Source organism: Roseibium marinum (assembly GCF_002906165.1).
Taxonomy (GTDB): Bacteria; Pseudomonadota; Alphaproteobacteria; order Rhizobiales; family Stappiaceae; genus Roseibium; species Roseibium marinum.
Genome location: NZ_PPCN01000009.1, coordinates 117,401 through 134,195, shown reverse-complemented (window position 1 = coordinate 134,195; position 16,795 = coordinate 117,401). Strand labels below are relative to the sequence as shown.

The following is a 16,795-nucleotide window of genomic DNA, read 5'->3' as shown; positions in this document are numbered from 1 at the left end:
CCTAGCCTTCCCGCGCGATCTCCAGCACCTTCTCCACATCCAGCGCCTTTTCCAGATGAGCCGCCAGATCGTCCAGGATCCGGTCGATGCTCCGGTCATAGGCGACACCCGAGCTTGCCCCGAAGGCCGCCAGATAGGCAGTGCGGAAGGCGTCATCGGTGAAGAGGCCGTGGACATAGGTTCCCGACACGAGGCCATCGGCGGAGACAGCGCCGTCCGGACGGTTTCCCGTCAGCTTCATCATCGGCCTGCCGCAGTCCAGGCCGGTCGTGCGGCCGATATGGATCTCGTAACCCGAGACCGGCGTACCGCTGGCGACATGCGCGCCCGTTGCCGCGACGGTCGACTTTTGCGGCGTCAATAGGGTCTCCACGTTGAGAAATCCCAGTCCCTCGACCGTGCCGGGCGTGCCTTCGATGCCATCGGGATCGGAAATCGTCCTGCCGAGCATCTGGTAACCGCCGCAGATGCCGAGAATATGCCCGCCGCGCCGGTGATGCGCATTCAGATCGATATGCCACCCCTGGGCGCGGAAAAACGCCAGATCGCCGACGGTCGACTTGGAGCCGGGCAGCAACACGATATCCGCATCGCCCGGCAACGGCTCGCCGGGCCGGATCAACTCGAGCACAACACCCGGTTCCAGGCGCAAGGGATCCAGATCGTCGAAATTGGCGATCCTGGAAATCACCGGCACGGCAATCTTCACCCCGTCCCCGCCGAAACCATCCGCCAGACCGAGCGCATCTTCGGCCGGAAGTCTGGCCGCGTCGGCGAACCAGGGAACGATACCCAGTCCCGGCCAGCCGGTCCGGACCTCGATTTCCCGCATGCCCTCCTCGAAAAGGCCCGGGTCACCGCGGAACCGGTTGATGAAAAATCCCCGGATGCGCTGCCGCTCCTGCGGCTCCAGAACCGCATGAGTTCCGACAACGGATGCAATCACGCCGCCGCGGTCGATATCTGCGCAGAGCAGAACCGGAAGACCGGCGGCTTCGGCAAAACCCATATTGGCGATGTCACCAGCGCGAAGATTGATCTCCGCGGGACTGCCGGCACCTTCCACAATCACCAGATCCGCTTCTGAGGATGTGATTGAGAAACTCTCCATAACCTTTGGAATAAGTTCTGCTTTCTGCTTTCCGTATTCCCGCGCCCGCAGGGTGCCGAAACGCTTTCCCTGTACGATCACCTGGGCGCCTGTGTCCGTCTCCGGTTTCAGCAGGACGGGATTCATGTGAACGGACGGCTGCACGCGGCAGGCCATCGCCTGCAGTGCCTGCGCCCGGCCGATCTCTCCGCCATCCGCGGTCACCGCAGCGTTGTTGGACATGTTCTGCGGCTTGAAGGGACGCACGGCAAGGCCACTATCGGCGAACAGACGGCAGAGACCGGCCACGATCAGGCTCTTGCCCACATTGGAGCCCGTGCCCTGAATCATGATCGCCGGGGTTTTCGTCTTCTCACCCATCAGCACGAGGACTTTTCACCTTCTCCGGGCCGGCTCCATAGGGGCGGAATTCATCCGGCACCGGCAGGTTGGCCAGACGAAGTTCGAGCAACAGGCGGATGCTTGGGCGGACGGCAAAAAGGATAGACCCAACCAGAAACAGCCAGGTCCCCGCGTAAAGTAGGCTTTCGTAAAAGAAAAAGACGCTGCCGACGACAAAGGCGAACGCCGCCAGAAACTCGACCAGCGTTCTATATAGTTCGTACTTGCGAACGACTTCCGCATGATCGGCGGTTGCCGTGCGGTTGCCGGTATCAAACAGTCTGCTCATTGCTACAATACCTTTTCGAATTCCCGGAAGGTCATTCCCCTTCGGGTCTCAATCTCGCCCGTCTCGGTAAATCCGATCAAATGGTAGAACCTGCTGGCCGTTTCCGTGCTTTTCAGCCGGGCCGTGTCCAGCCCCCGGTCGCGGAAATAGTCCTCCAAAGTCCGCATGAGCATCTTGCTGACACCCATGCAGCGGACATCGGGCAGAACATAATTCAAGAGCACTTCCCCATCCGGCGATCCCATCGCCACGCCCAGCACCTTGCGGTGCGGGTCGATGGCGGTGAAAACACCGCCCTGTCCATTTATCCAGCTTTCAATATTGGCCGCTGTCTTGTTCTTGAGCCAGGGCTCGTATTTTTCCGGGTCGTTGCCGTGATCGGCCGTGCAGAGTTCCAGGATCGAGCGGTGGAGCAACGTCGCGATTTCATGAGAATCCGCACTGTTGGCGGCGATGATCGTGAAAGGCATATGTCCTCGGTTCCGCGGTTAAAACTCGATACCTTCCTGCGGTTTCACTCCGGAACGGAAGGGGTGCTTGATCTGCGTCATGTCGGTGACAAGATCGGCGATTTCGATCAGTTCGTCCTTGGCGTTGCGGCCGGTGATGACGACATGCACGTCCTCCGGCTTTTCATTTTCCAGAAATTCGACGACTTCGGCGATATCGAGATAATCGTAGCGCAGGACGATATTGAGTTCATCGCACAGAACCAGCCGGTAGTCGCCGGATGTGATCATCTCCTTGGCCGCGTCCCAGGCCTGCCGTGCCGCGTCGATATCGCGCTGTCTGTCCTGGGTTTCCCAGGTAAACCCCTCGCCCATGCGCTTGACGGTCACGAGATCGGAGAACCGCTCCAGCGCCATGCGTTCGCCGGTCTCGATACGGCCCTTGACGAACTGGACCACGCCCACCTTGTGGCCGTGACCGAGCGAGCGGAACACCATGCCAAAGCCTGCGGTCGATTTGCCCTTGCCCTTGCCGGTATGGACGATGAGCAGGCCTTTCTCGATGGTCTTGGTGGCCATGATCTTGTCGCGCGCGGCTTTCTTCTTGCGCATCTTTTCCGCATGACGGGCGTTCAGTTCCTCGTCGGACAGTTCCGGTTTGTCGTTATCTGCGGTCACGGCGTTTCGGTCCCTTCCAGTTCAGTTTTCAGATCGTTGAGCGCAGCATGGGTGGAATTGCGCCTCGGCGTCCAGAGGCCACGCTCGATTGCTTCTTGAAATCTCGCGAGCATTTCCTTCAGGCCGGCCGGATTGGCCTCCCTGAGAAAATCGCGCACGGTTTCATCGTCCAGATAGGCTTCATAGAGCTGGTCGAAATGATGGTCGCCGACAGCGCGGGTGGTGGCGGCGAAGGCAAAGAGATAGTCCAGTGTGGCGACCATCTCGAATGCGCCCTTGTAGCCGTGGCGCATGACGCCGGCGATCCATTTCGGATTGGCCGCCCGGCCGCGGACGACACGGCCGATTTCCTCCGACAAGGAGCGTACCACCGGGCGTTCCGGGCGTGAATGATCGTTGTGATAGACCTTTGGGGCCGCGCCTTTCAGCGTTTCCACCGTTGCCGCCAGTCCGCCTTCGAACTGGTAATAATCATCGCTGTCGAGCAGGTCATGTTCGCGGTTGTCCTGATTGTGCAGCACCGCGTCGACCGATGTCAGCCGGGTCTCCAGCGCGGCTCTTGCCGGGGCGCCGTCCCCACCGCCGCCATAGGCATAGCCGCCCCAGGTGAGGAAGGCTTCGGCGAAGTCGCCCCGTTCCGCCCAGATGCCTTCGTCGATCAGCGCCTGCAGCCCGGCGCCGTAAGCGCCCGGCCTGGAGCCGAAGACCCGGTATCCGGCCCTCTGCATCGCGTCCTGCGCGTTCGCACCGCTTTTTTCCAGTTCCCTCGCGTCCGTTTTCATACGCGCAGCAATCGGATTGGCCGTTTCGGGCTCTTCCAGCGCTCCGACGGCACGGGCGGCGCTGTCAAAGAGATCCATCTGGTGCGGAAAGGCGTCTCGGAAGAAACCGGAAACGCGCAGGGTAACGTCAATGCGCGGACGTCCGAGTTCGGAGAGCTTCAGAATCTCGAACCCGGTAACCCGGCCCGACCCCTGTTCCCAGACCGGGCGCGCGCCGATGAGCGCCAGGGCCTGGGCGATATCGTCGCCGCCCGTGCGCATGTTCGCCGTCCCCCAGCAAGTCAGCACCAGCGATGACGGCCATTCGCCTTCTTCCTGGAAATAACGCTCGGCCACAAGGTTCGCCGATTGCTGCCCCAGCCGCCAGGCGGTCTCGGTGGGAACCGCGCGGACATCGACGGAATAGAAGTTCCTGCCGGTCGGCAACACGTCGGGCCGTCCGCGCGAGGGAGCCCCGGATGGACCCGGTTCGACGAATCCGCCATCGAGCGCAGTCAGAACAGCGGCGGTCTCCGCAGGTCCCGAAGACGTTACCGCGCAGCGCAGGCAAGTATCGATCTCCGTCAGGACGGCCCGGACCCGCTCCCACTCGGCGGACGCGATCCTGTCGCCCGCGATCAGATCCCGCGCCAGCAATTCAATGCGTTCCACGGTATCTCCGCCGGAGCGCCAGGGTGCGTCGGACATTGCCTGCAATACATCCGGCTTCGGTCCGTTCCAGCCTTCCGAAAAATCGCAATCGAGGGGATCGAAAGCTCCCAACCCAAGGTCTCCTGCCAGTGCCCGCTGGAGACTTTCCTGCGCAAGCTCTTTGCCTCTTGGAACGCGCACCAGCGCAGCCAGAAGATCCGTCAGCAGGCCGCCTTCCGGGCTCGCGCCGAGAATATGCAACCCGTCGCGGATCTGCAGTTCCTTCAGGTCGCACAGATGGGCGTCCAGCCGCGCCAGACGGGTGTCCTCGTCCATCGCCTCGTCGAGGCCGATATCCTTGTCGAGCCCGTGGCGGACGGCGGCATCGAGAATTTCCCGCGTCAAGGCCTTCAGGCGGCGCGGATCGACGCCGCTCGCCAGATAATATTCGTCCAGCAGGATCTCCAGCTCCTCCGCCGCGCCGTGGCTTTCGGCGCGCGTGAGCGGTGGGGTCAGGTGGTCGACGATGACGGCGGAGGTCCGGCGTTTCGCCTGAGCGCCCTCGCCCGGATCGTTGACGATGAACGGATAGATGTTGGGAACCGGCCCGAGTACCGCTTCGGGGAAACAGGCTTCGGACAGCGCCAGAGCCTTGCCCGGCAACCATTCCAGATTGCCATGCTTGCCCAGATGAACAACCGCATGGACGCCGAATTGATCCCGCAGCCAGATATAAAAGGCGAAATAGTGATGCGGCGGCACCAGAGCCGGGTCGTGATAGGTTTCCTTCGGATCGATATTGTAGCCGCGCGCCGGCTGAATGCCGACCATCTGCGCGCCGAAGCGATGCAGCGCCAGGCGGAATTCCCCGCCCGTCACATGAGGATCGTCCTCAGGCCTGCCCCAGCGCTCCCGAACCGCGGATTTCACTTTCTCCGGCAGTCTCGCGAACGCTTGCCGGTAGTCGTCCAGCGACAGAGCCTGAAAGCCGTCTCTCGTTTCGCGCCCCTCCATCGCGTTGGTCACGCCGGACGTCAGGATGTCCATGAGCGCGGCGGAGGAATTGGGCGCGTTGCCGACGTCGTAGCCGGCGGCCCCCATTGCCGCCAGAAGCGACACGCAGGAAGCGGGTGTGTCCAGTCCGACGCCGTTGGCAAGACGCCCGTCCCGGTTGGGGTAGTTCGCCAGGATCAGCGCCGTTTTCTTGTCCCCGGCACCCAGATGCCCCAGCTTCGCCCAGCCTGCGGCGAGGTCCGCGACGAAACGAATACGATCCGGAACCGGCGTGAACTTCACCGGTGTGGACTGGGTCTCGGCGTCAAAGACTCCTTCTTCCTTGAAGGAGACCGCCCGCGTCAGGATACGCCCGTCGATTTCCGGCAGGACCACATGCATGGCAAGGTCGCGAATCGAGAGGCCCTGCTCGCTGTCCTCCCAGCCTTCGCGGGAGGATGAGGAAAACACCACTTGCAGCACAGGTTTGCCGGGCCGGTCCAGCGGCGTCGGCTGATGGGCTACCCCCGCCTTGGAGACAGCGAAGGCGGTGCCGTTCAGAACCACATCCGGCGGCGCGCCTTCAAACAGGTTTTCCAGTACAGCGATGGATTCGGCTTCCTTGAGGCTGGAGACGAAGACCGGAAGCGCATTGACGCCGGCCCGGTCCAGTTCCTCGAGGAGCGCGTCGATGGGCGCCGTCTGCGCACCCTGCACGAGGGCGCGGTAAAAGGTGATTGCCGCCACGGGCCGCGCCGGATCGCGCCAGGTGGCCTTCAGCGCCGCCAGATCCGGAGCCGCATGGCCGGGCAGATGGATGCCGGCACGTGGCAAAGGCACGGGATGGGCGGGCTCGTCCGTCTTGCCCAGCAGGAACGCCGCGAACCGCAGCGCATTGGCATAGTTTTCCGCGCCGCCCTCGACACAATAGCGCCAGAACCGGTGCACTTCCTCAGCCGGGCGCGTCGAGCGGCCGGTCAGGTCCTCGTCCCATTTGTCGTCACCGGGGATGACAATCAGGTCGATGCCGCTGGCGCGGACCTCCTCCTCGAAGCGCTCCAGACCATAGCGCCAGTATTCCACGCCGCCCAGAATGCGAAGGATCACCAGTTTCGAGCCGCGCACGGTCTGTTCAGCGTAAAGATCGACCGAATAGGGATGCGACAGGGCCATCAGGTTGGCAAGGCGCAGTCCGGCCCTGTCCTCATCCAGACCTGCATGGGCGGCGGCGAAGCTTCCGAGTTCCGTATCGGCCGCGGACAGAAACACGATGTCGGCCGGTGACTGGCCGAGATCGACCGCGTCGCCGCCGTCATCGATGCGGCGCGTCTGGCTGGCGAGAATATGCATCTAGGGCGTCACGCGGTCCATGGGTGCGGCAGGTTTCATTGCTCAGGCCGCCGCTTTCACACCGCCCAGCAGGCCGCGCACGGCTTCCAGGTCCAGGCCCTTGAGGCCGATCACGACAAGTTTGCCGGCACTTTCCGCGCCTGCGGCGAACCAGGTTTCCACACGCGGGCCGACCGCCTGCACCATGGCCGGAGCCGCCTTGCCGTCGATCAGAACCGCCCCCTTGATGCGCAGCACGCCCTTCAGCGCCATTGCCTCCAGCACCCTGGCTTCCGCCGTCCTCAGGCTGTCGAAAGCGGCGACTTCCAGAACATGGCTTTCGAAATCGTCGTGATGGTGGTGGTCGTGATGATCGTGGTGATGGTCATCATGGTCATGGTCGTCGTCGTGATCGTGATCATGATCGTCATCGTGGTGATGGTGATGCTCGTGGCGCGAGGCCATATCGTCCTCGGCGGCGGAGCCGCGGCCGAGCAGCACTTCGATCGGCAAGGTGCCTTTTTCCGAAGCAACAATATGCACCGCCGGACGCACGTCGGCGGCGATCTTTTCCTGAACGTCTTTCAGCGCCTCGGCCGACACCAGGTCGGCCTTGTTGAGAACGACCAGATCCGCGCAGCGCAACTGGTCCTGGAAAAGCTCCTCCACCGGGCTTTCGTGATCCAGTGCATCGTCTGCGGCGCGCTGGGCATCCAGGGCCGCCTGGTCGAGCACGATCCGGCCTTCGGCAAGAGCAGCCGCATCCAGGACGGTCACCACACCATCGACGGTCACCTTCGATTTGACGCTCGGCCAGGAAAAAGCCCTGACCAGCGGCTGCGGAAGGGCAAGGCCGGAGGTTTCGATGACGATATGTTCGGGCGGCGTGTCGCGGGACAGCAGCATTTCCATTGTCGGCAGAAAATCGTCGGCAACCGTGCAGCAGATACAGCCGTTGGTGAGTTCCACCACTTCCTCCGCCGCGCAATCCGGATCGGCGCAGCCGTTCATCAACGAACCGTCGAAACCCATGTCGCCGAATTCATTGACGATCAGCGCGATCCGTCGGCCGTCGGCGTTCCGCAGCAGGTTGCGGATCAGCGTTGTCTTGCCCGCTCCCAGGAACCCGGTGACGATGGTTGCCGGGATCTTGCGGCCCGGCTGCATGGACGAAGTGGTCATAATCGAATTTCCGGTTGAAGGTTGGGTTTCAAAAGGGTCGGCAGGCCGGCGGCGACAAACACCACCTGCCGGCAAACCTGCGCCATATTCTGGTTGAGCCGTCCCTGCGCATCGCGAAACGACCTTGAAAGACGGTTCTCCGGCACGATGCCCATGCCGACTTCATTCGACACGAAGACGCATGGCCCCTCTAAGGCTGAAACGGTCTTGCAGAGTTCGGAGGTTTCGGCGGCGATGTCTTTTTCGGCGAAGGTCAGATTGGACAGCCACAGGGTCAGGCAGTCCACCAGGACGACCCTGCCCTGCCGGCATTCCCGCTGGAGGACATTTTTCAGATCAAGCTGTTCTTCGAAAGTGGCCCAGGTGGACCCGCGCCGGGTGCGGTGGTCGCCGATCCGCTCCGCCATCTCCGAATCGAAGGCGGCGGCGGTCGCGACATAGATTTTCTCAAGGCCGGAATTTTCCGCCAGGTCTTCCGCGAACCGGCTTTTTCCGGAGCGGGCACCGCCAAGAACGAGCGTGGCGCCTGGGCCGTCTGCTTGCGTCATACAGTCTCCCCGCCGTCCGCCCGACAGCGCCACTGGGTTGCTTTTGCGACGGCCGGTCTCCTGGCTTGCGGCTCACCGCGTCCCGCACCCCTTCCCGGCCATTCCGGCCAGTGGTCATCGTGCAGACGCTCACCGCTCACAGTTGCGGGGGCAGCTCCGGTTTAAGGCCGCATGGACCGCACCGGATTCCCGTTTCATCCGGATCGGGCAAAGCCCTTTCCGGAACCGTCAATGCCTTCCTATCCACATATTGCAGCGGAAACAAGCAGGGTTCCGCCCGGCGGGCGCTTTTCCCGACGCCTAGAAAGGCCTTCCGGCATTCCCGAGCCGCCGGTTTTCCAGCCAGCTTGGTCCGGTTAGCTTTCTGAAAAATATACCGGTTTCCACATGCCGGATAAAAAAGTGAGGGCTTGATGAAAAAAACAGCGCCGGGGGCTTGGCAAACGGATCACGCCTTTGATATACGCATCTCCATCGACGGGACGGCTTTCAGCCTGTCCTGTACGTGGTGTTCCCCAGTAGCTCAGTTGGTAGAGCAAGCGACTGTTAATCGCTGGGTCGCTGGTTCGAGTCCGGCCTGGGGAGCCATCACCACCTTAGATTTTCCAAAAAATGCTGACTTCAATTCGCCATGACCGCTGTCATATTTCAAGATGAGCAGCGGCGGCATCCGAGTCGTTGCACTCTTCGAAAATTGAAATTACCGTCCGCACGAACAAGATCCGGATTCCGGTCTCGTCGTCTCCCCATCGATTCAGTGTAAAGATCCCCCATGCCATCTGTTCCCGTCGCGACCTACCTGCTGCTGTGCGGTGCCATCGTCGCGGAGGTGATCGCGACATCGGCGCTGGCACGGACCGAGAACTTCACGCGGCTGGTGCCGTCGGTGATCACCGTTGTCGGCTACGCGGTGTCGTTCTGGCTGCTGTCCTATCCGATCCGTGTCCTACCGACCGGGATTGTCTATGCGATCTGGTCCGGCGCGGGTGTCGTGCTGATTACGCTGGTTGCCTGGCTGGTCTTTCACCAGAAACTCGACCTGCCTGCGATCCTCGGGCTGGGATTGATCGTTGCCGGTGTCGTCGTCATCAATGTCTTTTCGAAATCGGTCGGGCACTGATCCCGGCGGACGCAGGCGACCTTGCCGACTACTGCTATGTGGTCAGGCTTTATTCTTTCCCCATGACACGATGACCGGGCGTTCCAGGCCTTCCAGGGGCAGGATCCGGCAGGAAATACCGAAGACACTGGAGACCGCGTCTTCGGTCAGCACGTCTTGCGTCGGGCCACTTGCGGCTACCTCGCCTTGCTTGAACAGGACGACATGGTCGGCATAGCGCATGGCCATGTTGAGGTCGTGCAGCACGATGACGAAGCTGCGGTTTTCCGCCCGGTTCAAATGCCTGATCAGGTCCAGCAGTTCGAAGGCATGGGCGACATCGAGGTGATTGGTCGGTTCGTCGAGAAAAATGCGCGGCGCGTTCTGCGCCAGTGTCATGGCCACCCAGGCCCGCTGCAACTGACCGCCCGAGAGCTGCGCGATGGAGCGGTGCTTCAACTCGGTCATTTCGGTGATCCGCAGCGCCGTGCCGCAGGCCGCGACATCTTCCGCCGACGGGCCGGAAAAGCGGCCGCGATGGGCAAAGCGTCCCATCATGACGAGGTCCTCCACCGTCAGGTCGGAGGGCGCCTGGGGCGACTGGGAGAGCATCGCCACCTGCCGCGCGAGTTCCTTCGGAGACCAGTCGGCCAAGGCCCTGCCCGCGACGGCGATCTCGCCGCTTTCAACCTTGTGCAGACCGCGCATGACACGCAGCGCCGTCGACTTGCCGCTGCCGTTGGGGCCGCAGAAAGCGACGATCCTGTTGTCGGGCAGGTCCAGGGAAATACCGCCGAGCGCCGGCGTGCCATCATAGGCCGCCGTCACGCCGCTCAGGCTCGCCATGAATTCAGGCATGATATCGCCGTCCTTTGATCAGCAGGTAGAGGAATAGCGGAGCGCCGACGAGCGCTGTCAAAGCGCCGGTGGGCAGTTCCAGCGGCGGCGCGATGGTGCGGGCCAGCAGATCGGCGCTCAACACGATGAGGCTGCCCGTGAGGGCGGTGGACAAGAGATAGAAGCTGCGGAACTGGCCGTGCACGACGCGGGCGATATGGGGCGCGACCAGTCCGACAAAACCGATGGCCCCGACATGCGCCGTGGCGAGTGCGGTGAGCGCAACCGCCGTCGCAAGCAGAATGAATTGCGCACGTTCAAGCGGAACTCCGGTGGTCGCGGCGCTTTCCGGATCCAGCACCAATTGCCGCAGAACCAGCCTTTGCGAAGCCAGGAAGGGCGCGGCGATGGCCAGACCCAGAGCCATCGTCAGGACATCGTCCCAATGGGCGGCGCCGACGGACCCCGTCAGCCATGTCAACGCCTGGCTGGCCCTGTAGACCGGGCCAAGAATGATCAGCAGCGTCACGACCGCTTTTGCGAGCGCGGCGAGCGCTATGCCGTAGAGAATGATTTTCAGCGACCTGTTGCCGCCCCGGTCAGCCAGGGCAAGGAGCATGACCAGCCCGCCGAATATGCTCGCCCCCAGGATGGCGGCAAGCGGCTGCCAGTGGACGGAGACGGTCAGATTGTTTCCCTCATCGGAAAACAGCCACAGGAACAGCAGGATGCCGACCGCGGCACCGTCGGAGATTCCCAGAACCGAGGGCGACGCCATCGGGTTGCGGACGACACGTTGCAACAGGGCCCCAGCCAGTGCCAGCGCCGCGCCGGCCAGAACCGCCAGGATGACGCGCGGCAGCCTCAGCTTCCAGACGATGACCTCGTCCATCCGTACGCCCTGCCCCATGAGAGCACTCACCACCCGCTCCGGCGGCATGAAACTGGAGCCGATGCCTATCGCGGCTATGGTCGCCAGAACGAGCAGTCCCAGCACGGGCGCCAGTCTGACAGCCGACGGTACGGCCGGCGTCATACGGAGACCGCCTTCCTGCGCCGAAGCAGATGCACCAGCAGCGGCACGCCGACCAGAGCCAGAACCGCGCTTATCGGGGCTTCGCCCGGGGCAACGATGATCCGGGCGAGGATGTCGGCGATGACCGCGATCAGCGCTCCCGTCAGCATCGACAGGACAATCAGCGCCCGTGTGGAGGGAAGTGTGTCGCCCATCAGGCGGCGCGCCAGATGCGGCGCGGCCAGCCCCAGAAACAGCACAGGCCCCGCCATGGCCACGGCCCCGGCAGCCAGCAACGCCGCGAAGGCGAGCGCGGCGATGCGCACAAGCATCACATTCACACCGACCGTGCGGGCGCTGGCATCGTCGAGCCGCAACGCATCCAGGGACGAAGCGAAAAAGAAGCTTCCCGCGCATCCGGCAACGAGCAGTGGCAGGCCGAGAACAAGCAGGTTCAGCGGCCGGTCGGCAAAACTTCCCGACAACCAGAAGAGCAGCGTTTCCAGCGCCGTTTCGTCAATCAGCAGAAGCGTTTGCGTGAAAGATGCGAACAGCGCCGCCACGGTTACCCCGGCAAGCAGCGTCGTGGCCGGATTGTCCGCACCTCCCGCGGAGACAGACAGAAGAAAGACCAGCGCTGTCGTGAACAAGGCTCCCAGCATGGCCGCCGTCCCTATCCCGGCAAGACCCGAGAACCCCAGAACCGTCGCGCCGAGCGTCACGAAAAGGGCCGCACCCGCGTTCACGCCCAGAAGACCGGGTTCAGCGAGAGGATTGCGGGTGACCGACTGCATCAAAAGGCCGGAGAGACCCAGCGCCGCGCCGGTGCAAAGTCCGATCAAGGTTCTCGGCAGGCGCAAGGTGGTGACGATCAGGGCATCCGTCCCTTCGCCCCCGGCAAGCGCGGAGACGACCGTTACCGGGTCAAAGACAGTCAGTCCGGCATGCAGGCTCAAGACGCAGGCCAGAAACAGCATCAGGCACAATCCGCTCACAAGCCGGGTCATGCGTGCCGGTCTCCTCTCCGATTGACAAACCAATGGCTTCGTCACATACACATTTCTGATAGTTGAGGCAAATACTCATATTTTTGGAGTCCATCTGGTGAATATCCTCCGCAAATTTCTGCCCATCCTTCCGCTTTGCGCGGCACTGGTCACTGGTCCGGCCCTTGCCCGCGACATCACCGATGCCATGGGCACGGTCACGGTTCCCGATGCGCCGAAGCGCGTTGTCGTTTTGACAAATGAAGGCACGGAGGCCTTGCTGGCCCTCGGGGTCACACCGGTCGGCGCCGCGAATTCCTGGAACGGCGACCCGTGGTGGGACCACATTTCAGATGCAATGGACGGCGCTGAGCCTGTCGGCAAGGAAAGCGCCGTCAATCTGGAATTGATCGCGGCCCTCGAACCGGATCTGATCCTCGCCAACAAACAGCGGCACGAGGAGATCTATCCGCAATTGGCGGCCATTGCGCCGACGGTGGTGTCTCAAAGGCTGCGCGGCAACTGGAAGGTCAACTTCCGCCTTTATGCCGAAGCCCTCGGCAAGACCGCCGAAGGCGAGGCGGCCATCGCGGACTATGATGCCGCGGTTGCCGCTCTTCGGGAGGAACTCGGCGATGCCCTGAAGGAGAAGGTTTCCGTCATCCGGTTTCTGGCCGGCCAGATCCGCATTTACCAGCTCGACAGTTTTTCGGGCGTGCTGTTGAAGGACATCGGTTTCGACCGGCCCGCCAACCAGAATGTCGAGGATTTCGCCATCCGCACCGGCAAGGAAAGCATTCCGGACATGGATGGCGACCGGATCTTCTTTTTCACCTGGGACCAGGGTGACGGCAAGGGCATGGCAGCCGAAGAGGATATCCTGGCCGATCCCCTGTGGCAGTCCCTGTCCGCCGTCGAGGCCGGCAAGGTTCACCGTGTCAGCGACGCCATCTGGAATACCGCCGGTGGTATTCTGGCGGCGAAACTGATGATCGAGGATCTTGCCGGGATTTACGGCGTGAAATAAGAGGCAGGCCAATGTTTTCGGGGTATGCCGCGGTCAAGAGAACGCGGGATACCCCGCCAACAGCGGACGCGATGAAACCTGATTAAATCGGATATTTCTGCCGTTTACAGACAATAAGCCTGTTAAGAACGCCTGTTTTCGCATAAGTCTTTTTGAAGACGCACGATGAATTGGCGGATGCATGACTGTACTCATTACCGGCGGCGCCGGATATATCGGCTCCCACTGCTGCGTGGCTTTCCTGCAGGCCGGGCATGACATTGTCGTCCTGGACAATCTTTCCAATTCCAACAGCGCCAGCCTCGATCGTGTCGCCAAGATCACCGGCCGGAAGGTCGCTTACGAACAGGCCGACATCCGCGATCAGGCGCGGCTGGAAGAAGTCCTGAAACAGTATCGCTGCACGGCCGTGGTGCATTTCGCCGGTCTGAAGGCGGTCGGCGAATCCACCAGGATCCCCCTCGCCTACTACGACAACAATGTGGTCGGCACACACCGTCTTCTCTCGGCCATGGCCAGGTGCGGCGTGAAGCAGATGATCTTTTCGTCCTCGGCAACCGTTTACGGCGAACCCCAGTTCCTGCCCCTGACGGAGGATCATCCGACAGGTGCGGTCAATCCGTACGGGCGCACCAAGCTCGTCATCGAGGACATGCTGCGTGACGTTGCCGCCAGCGATCCGTCCTGGCGCTTCGGCATCCTGCGGTATTTCAATCCGGTCGGCGCGCATGACAGCGGCCTGATCGGCGAAAACCCGCTCGGGATTCCCAATAATCTGATGCCGTTCATCACCCAGGTGGCCGACGGCCGCCGCGAGCGGCTTTCGGTTTACGGCAACGACTACGACACCAGGGACGGCACGGGTGTGCGCGACTATATCCACGTTGTCGATCTCGTCGAAGGACACCTGCGCGCCCATGAGGTTCTGGCCTCCGGTTCCGCGCCGTCCAACTGCTTTGCCGTCAATCTGGGAACCGGAACCGGCTACAGCGTGCTGGAGATGGTGCGCGCGTTCGAGCGCGCCTCCAACAAGGAGGTCCGCTACCAATTCGCGCCGCGCCGCGAAGGCGATGTCGCCGAATGTTATGCAGATACCGGACTTGCCGGAAAACTGCTCGACTGGAAGGCCGGGCGCGATCTGGACAACATGTGCAGGGATACCTGGAACTGGGTCTGCAAGAACCCGCGCGGATATGAAAGCGACGCCGAATAGCGGAACGTCCGCCTGGTTTTCAAAAGGCCGGAGAAGCCGGGAATTCCATACAACGATTTTTAAACGGGCTTGCCTGACAGCCAGACGCCTTCAACCGCCATTGCAGGGCTCAGGTGCACGAAATCGGCCGCGTGGCCTTGCTTCAACCTGCCCAGGGGCCGTCCGAGAACATCCGCCGGGCCGCTCGTCGCCATCGCCAGCGCCGTATCCAGACCGAGATCCAGATTTTCCGTCAGGTATCTCAGCGAAGACGGAAGATCGATATCGGCTCCGGCAAGTGTGCCGTCTTGCAGTGTCAACATACCGTCCCGGCGGAAGATTTCGCGCCCGCCGAGCATGAAGGATGTGACATCCGTTCCGGTCTGCGACATGGCGTCGGTGACCAGGAAGATGCGGCCCGGGCCGGTTTTGGCTTTCAGAGCGATCTTCATCGCCACCGGATCGACATGAATGCCATCGACGATAAGTCCGACGCTGAAGGCGCCGAGATCCAGGGCGGCGCCGACCAGACCCGGTTCGCGGTGGCGCAAGGGGCTCATCGCGTTGAAGAGATGGGTGACGCAGGACGCCCCCGCCTCCGCCGCCTGCCGGCACTGAGCATAGGACGCGTCGCTGTGGCCGAGGCTGACGTGAATGCCCGCATCCGCCAGCCTGGCAATCTGCTCGCCGCCGACCGTCTCGGGAGCAACCGTTATCATCAGACTGGGCAGGTGTTTCGCCGCGGTGAGATAAAGCCCGATATCGTCGTCCGTCATGGGACGGATCAGGCTGGCGTCGTGAGCTCCCTTGCGGCCGGCAAACAGATGCGGACCTTCCAGATGGAGCCCGTGGAAACCGGGGACGCCGCTGGTCCAGGCCTTGACGGCCAGATCGACCACCCGGGCGGTCGTTTCCGGCGTATCGGTGATCAGGGTCGGCGTCAGCGCCGTCGTGCCGAGGTGAACATGAGCGGCGCAAATTTCGGCGATGTCCTCGACGCTTTGGGCTTCACCCAGCATCAGTCCCCCACCGCCATTGACCTGCAGATCGACCAGCCCCGGGGACAGAACGCCGTCACCCAGATCGATTTCGGCATGGCCGCCGGGAATTTCATCGCCAGGGCAAAGGCCTGAAATGAGCCCTTCCTCCACCAGAAGAGCGCCATCGCGGTGGATTTTCTCGCCGTCGAAGATCCCCTGGCAGCGGTAGGCGGTCGCTCCGGTCATACGGTCTGGGTGACCTTTTTCAGGTGTTTGGGAATATCCGGGTTAAATCCGCGGTGGCGGGCGAACCATTCGATGAAGGCATAGAAGGAGACAATCTGGACCAATGCATCGGTCAGCGGATGATCCGTCGCCTCGAAGGGAATCCTGGTTGCTTGCCGCACCTTGGCCGTCGTGGCAAACACCTCACCTCCCTGACCGGCCATGCGGTCGGCCGCCTCGGCAAGTCCTTCCTCGGCCGCATCACGCACGCCCAGAGCCAGGATCGGATAACCGTTCTCCACGATGGACACCGGACCGTGCATGACCTCCGCCGACGAATAGGCCTCCGCATGGATCTGGCAGGTTTCCTTGAATTTCAAGGCAGCTTCATGGGCGATCGCTAGTCCCGGGCCACGGCCGACCACATAAAGGGAGCCGCGCTTTTCAATCGACCCGGCAAGCGTCCGCCAGTCCATGGCAATTGCACGCTCGAAATGGTCCGGAAGCCTGGAAAGCGCTTTCAGGAGGGTTTGGTCGCCGCCGATTTCCGCCAGCAGCAACAGCCCTGCAAGAATGGAATTCACGAAAGTTTTGGTGGCGGCGACGCTGCGTTCCGGACCCGCGCAGATATCGACGGTGGCCCCGGACAATCGGGCAAGCGGGCTTTCCGGGGTGTTTGTCAGGCCAACGGTAAAGGCGCCCTGGTGCGACGCGCTTTCAACCACGGACAGGATGTCGGGGCTGGCTCCGGATTGTGAAATCGCGATCACCAAAGCCTGGCTCAACCGCACCCGGCCTCCATAGACCGACGAGACGGACGGCCCGAGCGAAGCCATCGCGAGACCGAGATAGATCTCGGAGGCATATTTCAGAAAGGTTGCGGCGTGGTCTGAAGACCCGCGCGCGACACTTGCCAGGAAGACCGGCGCGCCTGCTTTTGCGGCGATCTCCCTGATGTGCGGATGTCCGTCAGACAGCAGGCGGCGCGCGGCGTCCGGAATTTCCTCGATTTCCCGGCGCATATGCGTCCCGGCGTCCGCAGTTGTGATGTCACTCATTAAA

General features: G+C 62.4%; 15 protein-coding genes, 1 tRNA gene and 1 riboswitch. Of the genes, 4 read left to right on the top strand and 12 right to left on the bottom strand.

Annotation, left to right across the window (positions count from 1 at the left end; all coding sequences use genetic code 11):
- Nucleotide 1: 1 nt before the first annotated feature.
- The 7 genes from CLV41_RS19110 to cobU are packed head-to-tail and all read right to left on the bottom strand — an operon-like array spanning nucleotide 2 to nucleotide 8,372.
- A complete protein-coding gene (locus CLV41_RS19110; protein WP_103224026.1) occupies nucleotides 2-1,471 on the bottom strand; it encodes a cobyric acid synthase in 1,470 nt (489 codons plus the stop codon).
- Nucleotides 1,464-1,781, bottom strand: coding sequence for a YrhK family protein (locus CLV41_RS19105; protein WP_103224025.1), 318 nt, complete (start codon nucleotides 1,779-1,781; stop codon nucleotides 1,464-1,466). The genes CLV41_RS19110 and CLV41_RS19105 overlap by 8 nt, the downstream gene beginning before the upstream one ends.
- 2 nt (nucleotides 1,782-1,783) lie before the next feature.
- Complete coding sequence (locus tag CLV41_RS19100; RefSeq protein ID WP_103224024.1) at nucleotides 1,784-2,251, bottom strand: GNAT family N-acetyltransferase; 468 nt, start codon at nucleotides 2,249-2,251, stop codon at nucleotides 1,784-1,786.
- Between the two features lie 18 nt (nucleotides 2,252-2,269).
- Nucleotides 2,270-2,908: a cob(I)yrinic acid a,c-diamide adenosyltransferase gene (cobO, locus tag CLV41_RS19095; protein ID WP_103224023.1), complete on the bottom strand. Its 639-nt coding sequence runs from the start codon at nucleotides 2,906-2,908 to the stop codon at nucleotides 2,270-2,272.
- The gene (cobN, locus tag CLV41_RS19090; protein WP_103224022.1) at nucleotides 2,905-6,663 is read right to left on the bottom strand and encodes a cobaltochelatase subunit CobN; all 3,759 of its coding nucleotides are present in this window, start codon (nucleotides 6,661-6,663) and stop codon (nucleotides 2,905-2,907) included. The genes cobO and cobN overlap by 4 nt, the downstream gene beginning before the upstream one ends.
- A 42-nt stretch (nucleotides 6,664-6,705) precedes the next feature.
- Complete coding sequence (cobW, locus tag CLV41_RS19085; protein WP_103224021.1) at nucleotides 6,706-7,824, bottom strand: cobalamin biosynthesis protein CobW; 1,119 nt, start codon at nucleotides 7,822-7,824, stop codon at nucleotides 6,706-6,708.
- Nucleotides 7,821-8,372, bottom strand: a complete 552-nt coding sequence (cobU, locus tag CLV41_RS19080) for a bifunctional adenosylcobinamide kinase/adenosylcobinamide-phosphate guanylyltransferase (protein ID WP_103224020.1) — start codon at nucleotides 8,370-8,372, stop codon at nucleotides 7,821-7,823. The genes cobW and cobU overlap by 4 nt, the downstream gene beginning before the upstream one ends.
- A 33-nt stretch (nucleotides 8,373-8,405) precedes the next feature.
- Nucleotides 8,406-8,617: riboswitch (cobalamin riboswitch) on the bottom strand.
- 267 nt (nucleotides 8,618-8,884) lie between these two features.
- Here cobU and CLV41_RS19075 point away from each other — a divergent pair.
- Both CLV41_RS19075 and CLV41_RS19070 read left to right on the top strand, forming a co-directional pair.
- A tRNA-Asn gene (locus CLV41_RS19075) sits at nucleotides 8,885-8,960 on the top strand.
- Nucleotides 8,961-9,144: 184 nt separating this feature from the next.
- Nucleotides 9,145-9,492: an SMR family transporter gene (locus CLV41_RS19070; RefSeq protein WP_103224019.1), complete on the top strand. Its 348-nt coding sequence runs from the start codon at nucleotides 9,145-9,147 to the stop codon at nucleotides 9,490-9,492.
- Nucleotides 9,493-9,534: 42 nt separating this feature from the next.
- On the opposite strand, the gene CLV41_RS19065 is transcribed toward CLV41_RS19070, so the two are convergent.
- Genes CLV41_RS19065 through CLV41_RS19055 form a run of 3 tightly spaced genes read right to left on the bottom strand, consistent with a single transcriptional unit; the run spans nucleotide 9,535 to nucleotide 12,330 of the window.
- Nucleotides 9,535-10,329, bottom strand: a complete 795-nt coding sequence (locus CLV41_RS19065; RefSeq protein ID WP_103224018.1) for an ABC transporter ATP-binding protein — start codon at nucleotides 10,327-10,329, stop codon at nucleotides 9,535-9,537.
- Entirely contained in the window at nucleotides 10,322-11,344 is a 1,023-nt protein-coding gene (locus tag CLV41_RS19060) for a FecCD family ABC transporter permease (protein WP_103224017.1), read from the bottom strand. The genes CLV41_RS19065 and CLV41_RS19060 overlap by 8 nt, the downstream gene beginning before the upstream one ends.
- Nucleotides 11,341-12,330 carry a FecCD family ABC transporter permease gene (locus CLV41_RS19055; protein WP_103224016.1) on the bottom strand — a complete coding sequence of 330 codons (990 nt, stop codon included), beginning with the start codon at nucleotides 12,328-12,330 and terminating at the stop codon, nucleotides 11,341-11,343. Before CLV41_RS19055 ends, CLV41_RS19060 begins: the two co-directional genes overlap by 4 nt.
- A gap of 97 nt (nucleotides 12,331-12,427) precedes the next feature.
- Between CLV41_RS19055 and CLV41_RS19050 the strand changes: the two genes are divergently transcribed.
- Both CLV41_RS19050 and galE read left to right on the top strand, forming a co-directional pair.
- Nucleotides 12,428-13,336 (top strand): ABC transporter substrate-binding protein, encoded by a 909-nt coding sequence (locus tag CLV41_RS19050; protein ID WP_235867185.1) that lies wholly within the window; start codon nucleotides 12,428-12,430, stop codon nucleotides 13,334-13,336.
- A 181-nt stretch (nucleotides 13,337-13,517) separates the two neighbouring features.
- A complete protein-coding gene (gene galE, locus CLV41_RS19045; protein ID WP_103224015.1) occupies nucleotides 13,518-14,549 on the top strand; it encodes a UDP-glucose 4-epimerase GalE in 1,032 nt (343 codons plus the stop codon).
- Between the two features lie 59 nt (nucleotides 14,550-14,608).
- Here the strand turns inward: galE and nagA are convergent, their stop codons facing one another.
- Nucleotides 14,609-15,754, bottom strand: a complete 1,146-nt coding sequence (nagA, locus tag CLV41_RS19040; RefSeq protein ID WP_103224014.1) for an N-acetylglucosamine-6-phosphate deacetylase — start codon at nucleotides 15,752-15,754, stop codon at nucleotides 14,609-14,611.
- On the bottom strand, nucleotides 15,751-16,791 hold the full coding sequence (locus CLV41_RS19035; RefSeq protein ID WP_103224013.1) for an SIS domain-containing protein: 1,041 nt from the start codon (nucleotides 16,789-16,791) through the stop codon (nucleotides 15,751-15,753). Before CLV41_RS19035 ends, nagA begins: the two co-directional genes overlap by 4 nt.
- Nucleotides 16,792-16,795 lie beyond the last annotated feature (4 nt).

Excerpts from the sequence above, each read along its gene's own strand:
- CLV41_RS19110 (WP_103224026.1), bottom strand. The coding sequence starts at position 1,471 with ATGGGTGAGAAGACGAAAACCCCGGCGATCATGATTCAGGGCACGGGC.
- CLV41_RS19105 (WP_103224025.1), bottom strand. The coding sequence starts at position 1,781 with ATGAGCAGACTGTTTGATACCGGCAACCGCACGGCAACCGCCGATCAT.
- CLV41_RS19100 (WP_103224024.1), bottom strand. The coding sequence starts at position 2,251 with ATGCCTTTCACGATCATCGCCGCCAACAGTGCGGATTCTCATGAAATC.
- cobN (WP_103224022.1), bottom strand. The coding sequence starts at position 6,663 with ATGCATATTCTCGCCAGCCAGACGCGCCGCATCGATGACGGCGGCGAC.
- cobW (WP_103224021.1), bottom strand. The coding sequence starts at position 7,824 with ATGACCACTTCGTCCATGCAGCCGGGCCGCAAGATCCCGGCAACCATC.
- cobU (WP_103224020.1), bottom strand. The coding sequence starts at position 8,372 with ATGACGCAAGCAGACGGCCCAGGCGCCACGCTCGTTCTTGGCGGTGCC.
- CLV41_RS19070 (WP_103224019.1), top strand. The coding sequence starts at position 9,145 with ATGCCATCTGTTCCCGTCGCGACCTACCTGCTGCTGTGCGGTGCCATC.
- CLV41_RS19065 (WP_103224018.1), bottom strand. The coding sequence starts at position 10,329 with ATGCCTGAATTCATGGCGAGCCTGAGCGGCGTGACGGCGGCCTATGAT.
- CLV41_RS19060 (WP_103224017.1), bottom strand. The coding sequence starts at position 11,344 with ATGACGCCGGCCGTACCGTCGGCTGTCAGACTGGCGCCCGTGCTGGGA.
- CLV41_RS19055 (WP_103224016.1), bottom strand. The coding sequence starts at position 12,330 with ATGACCCGGCTTGTGAGCGGATTGTGCCTGATGCTGTTTCTGGCCTGC.
- galE (WP_103224015.1), top strand. The coding sequence starts at position 13,518 with ATGACTGTACTCATTACCGGCGGCGCCGGATATATCGGCTCCCACTGC.
- nagA (WP_103224014.1), bottom strand. The coding sequence starts at position 15,754 with ATGACCGGAGCGACCGCCTACCGCTGCCAGGGGATCTTCGACGGCGAG.
- CLV41_RS19035 (WP_103224013.1), bottom strand. The coding sequence starts at position 16,791 with ATGAGTGACATCACAACTGCGGACGCCGGGACGCATATGCGCCGGGAA.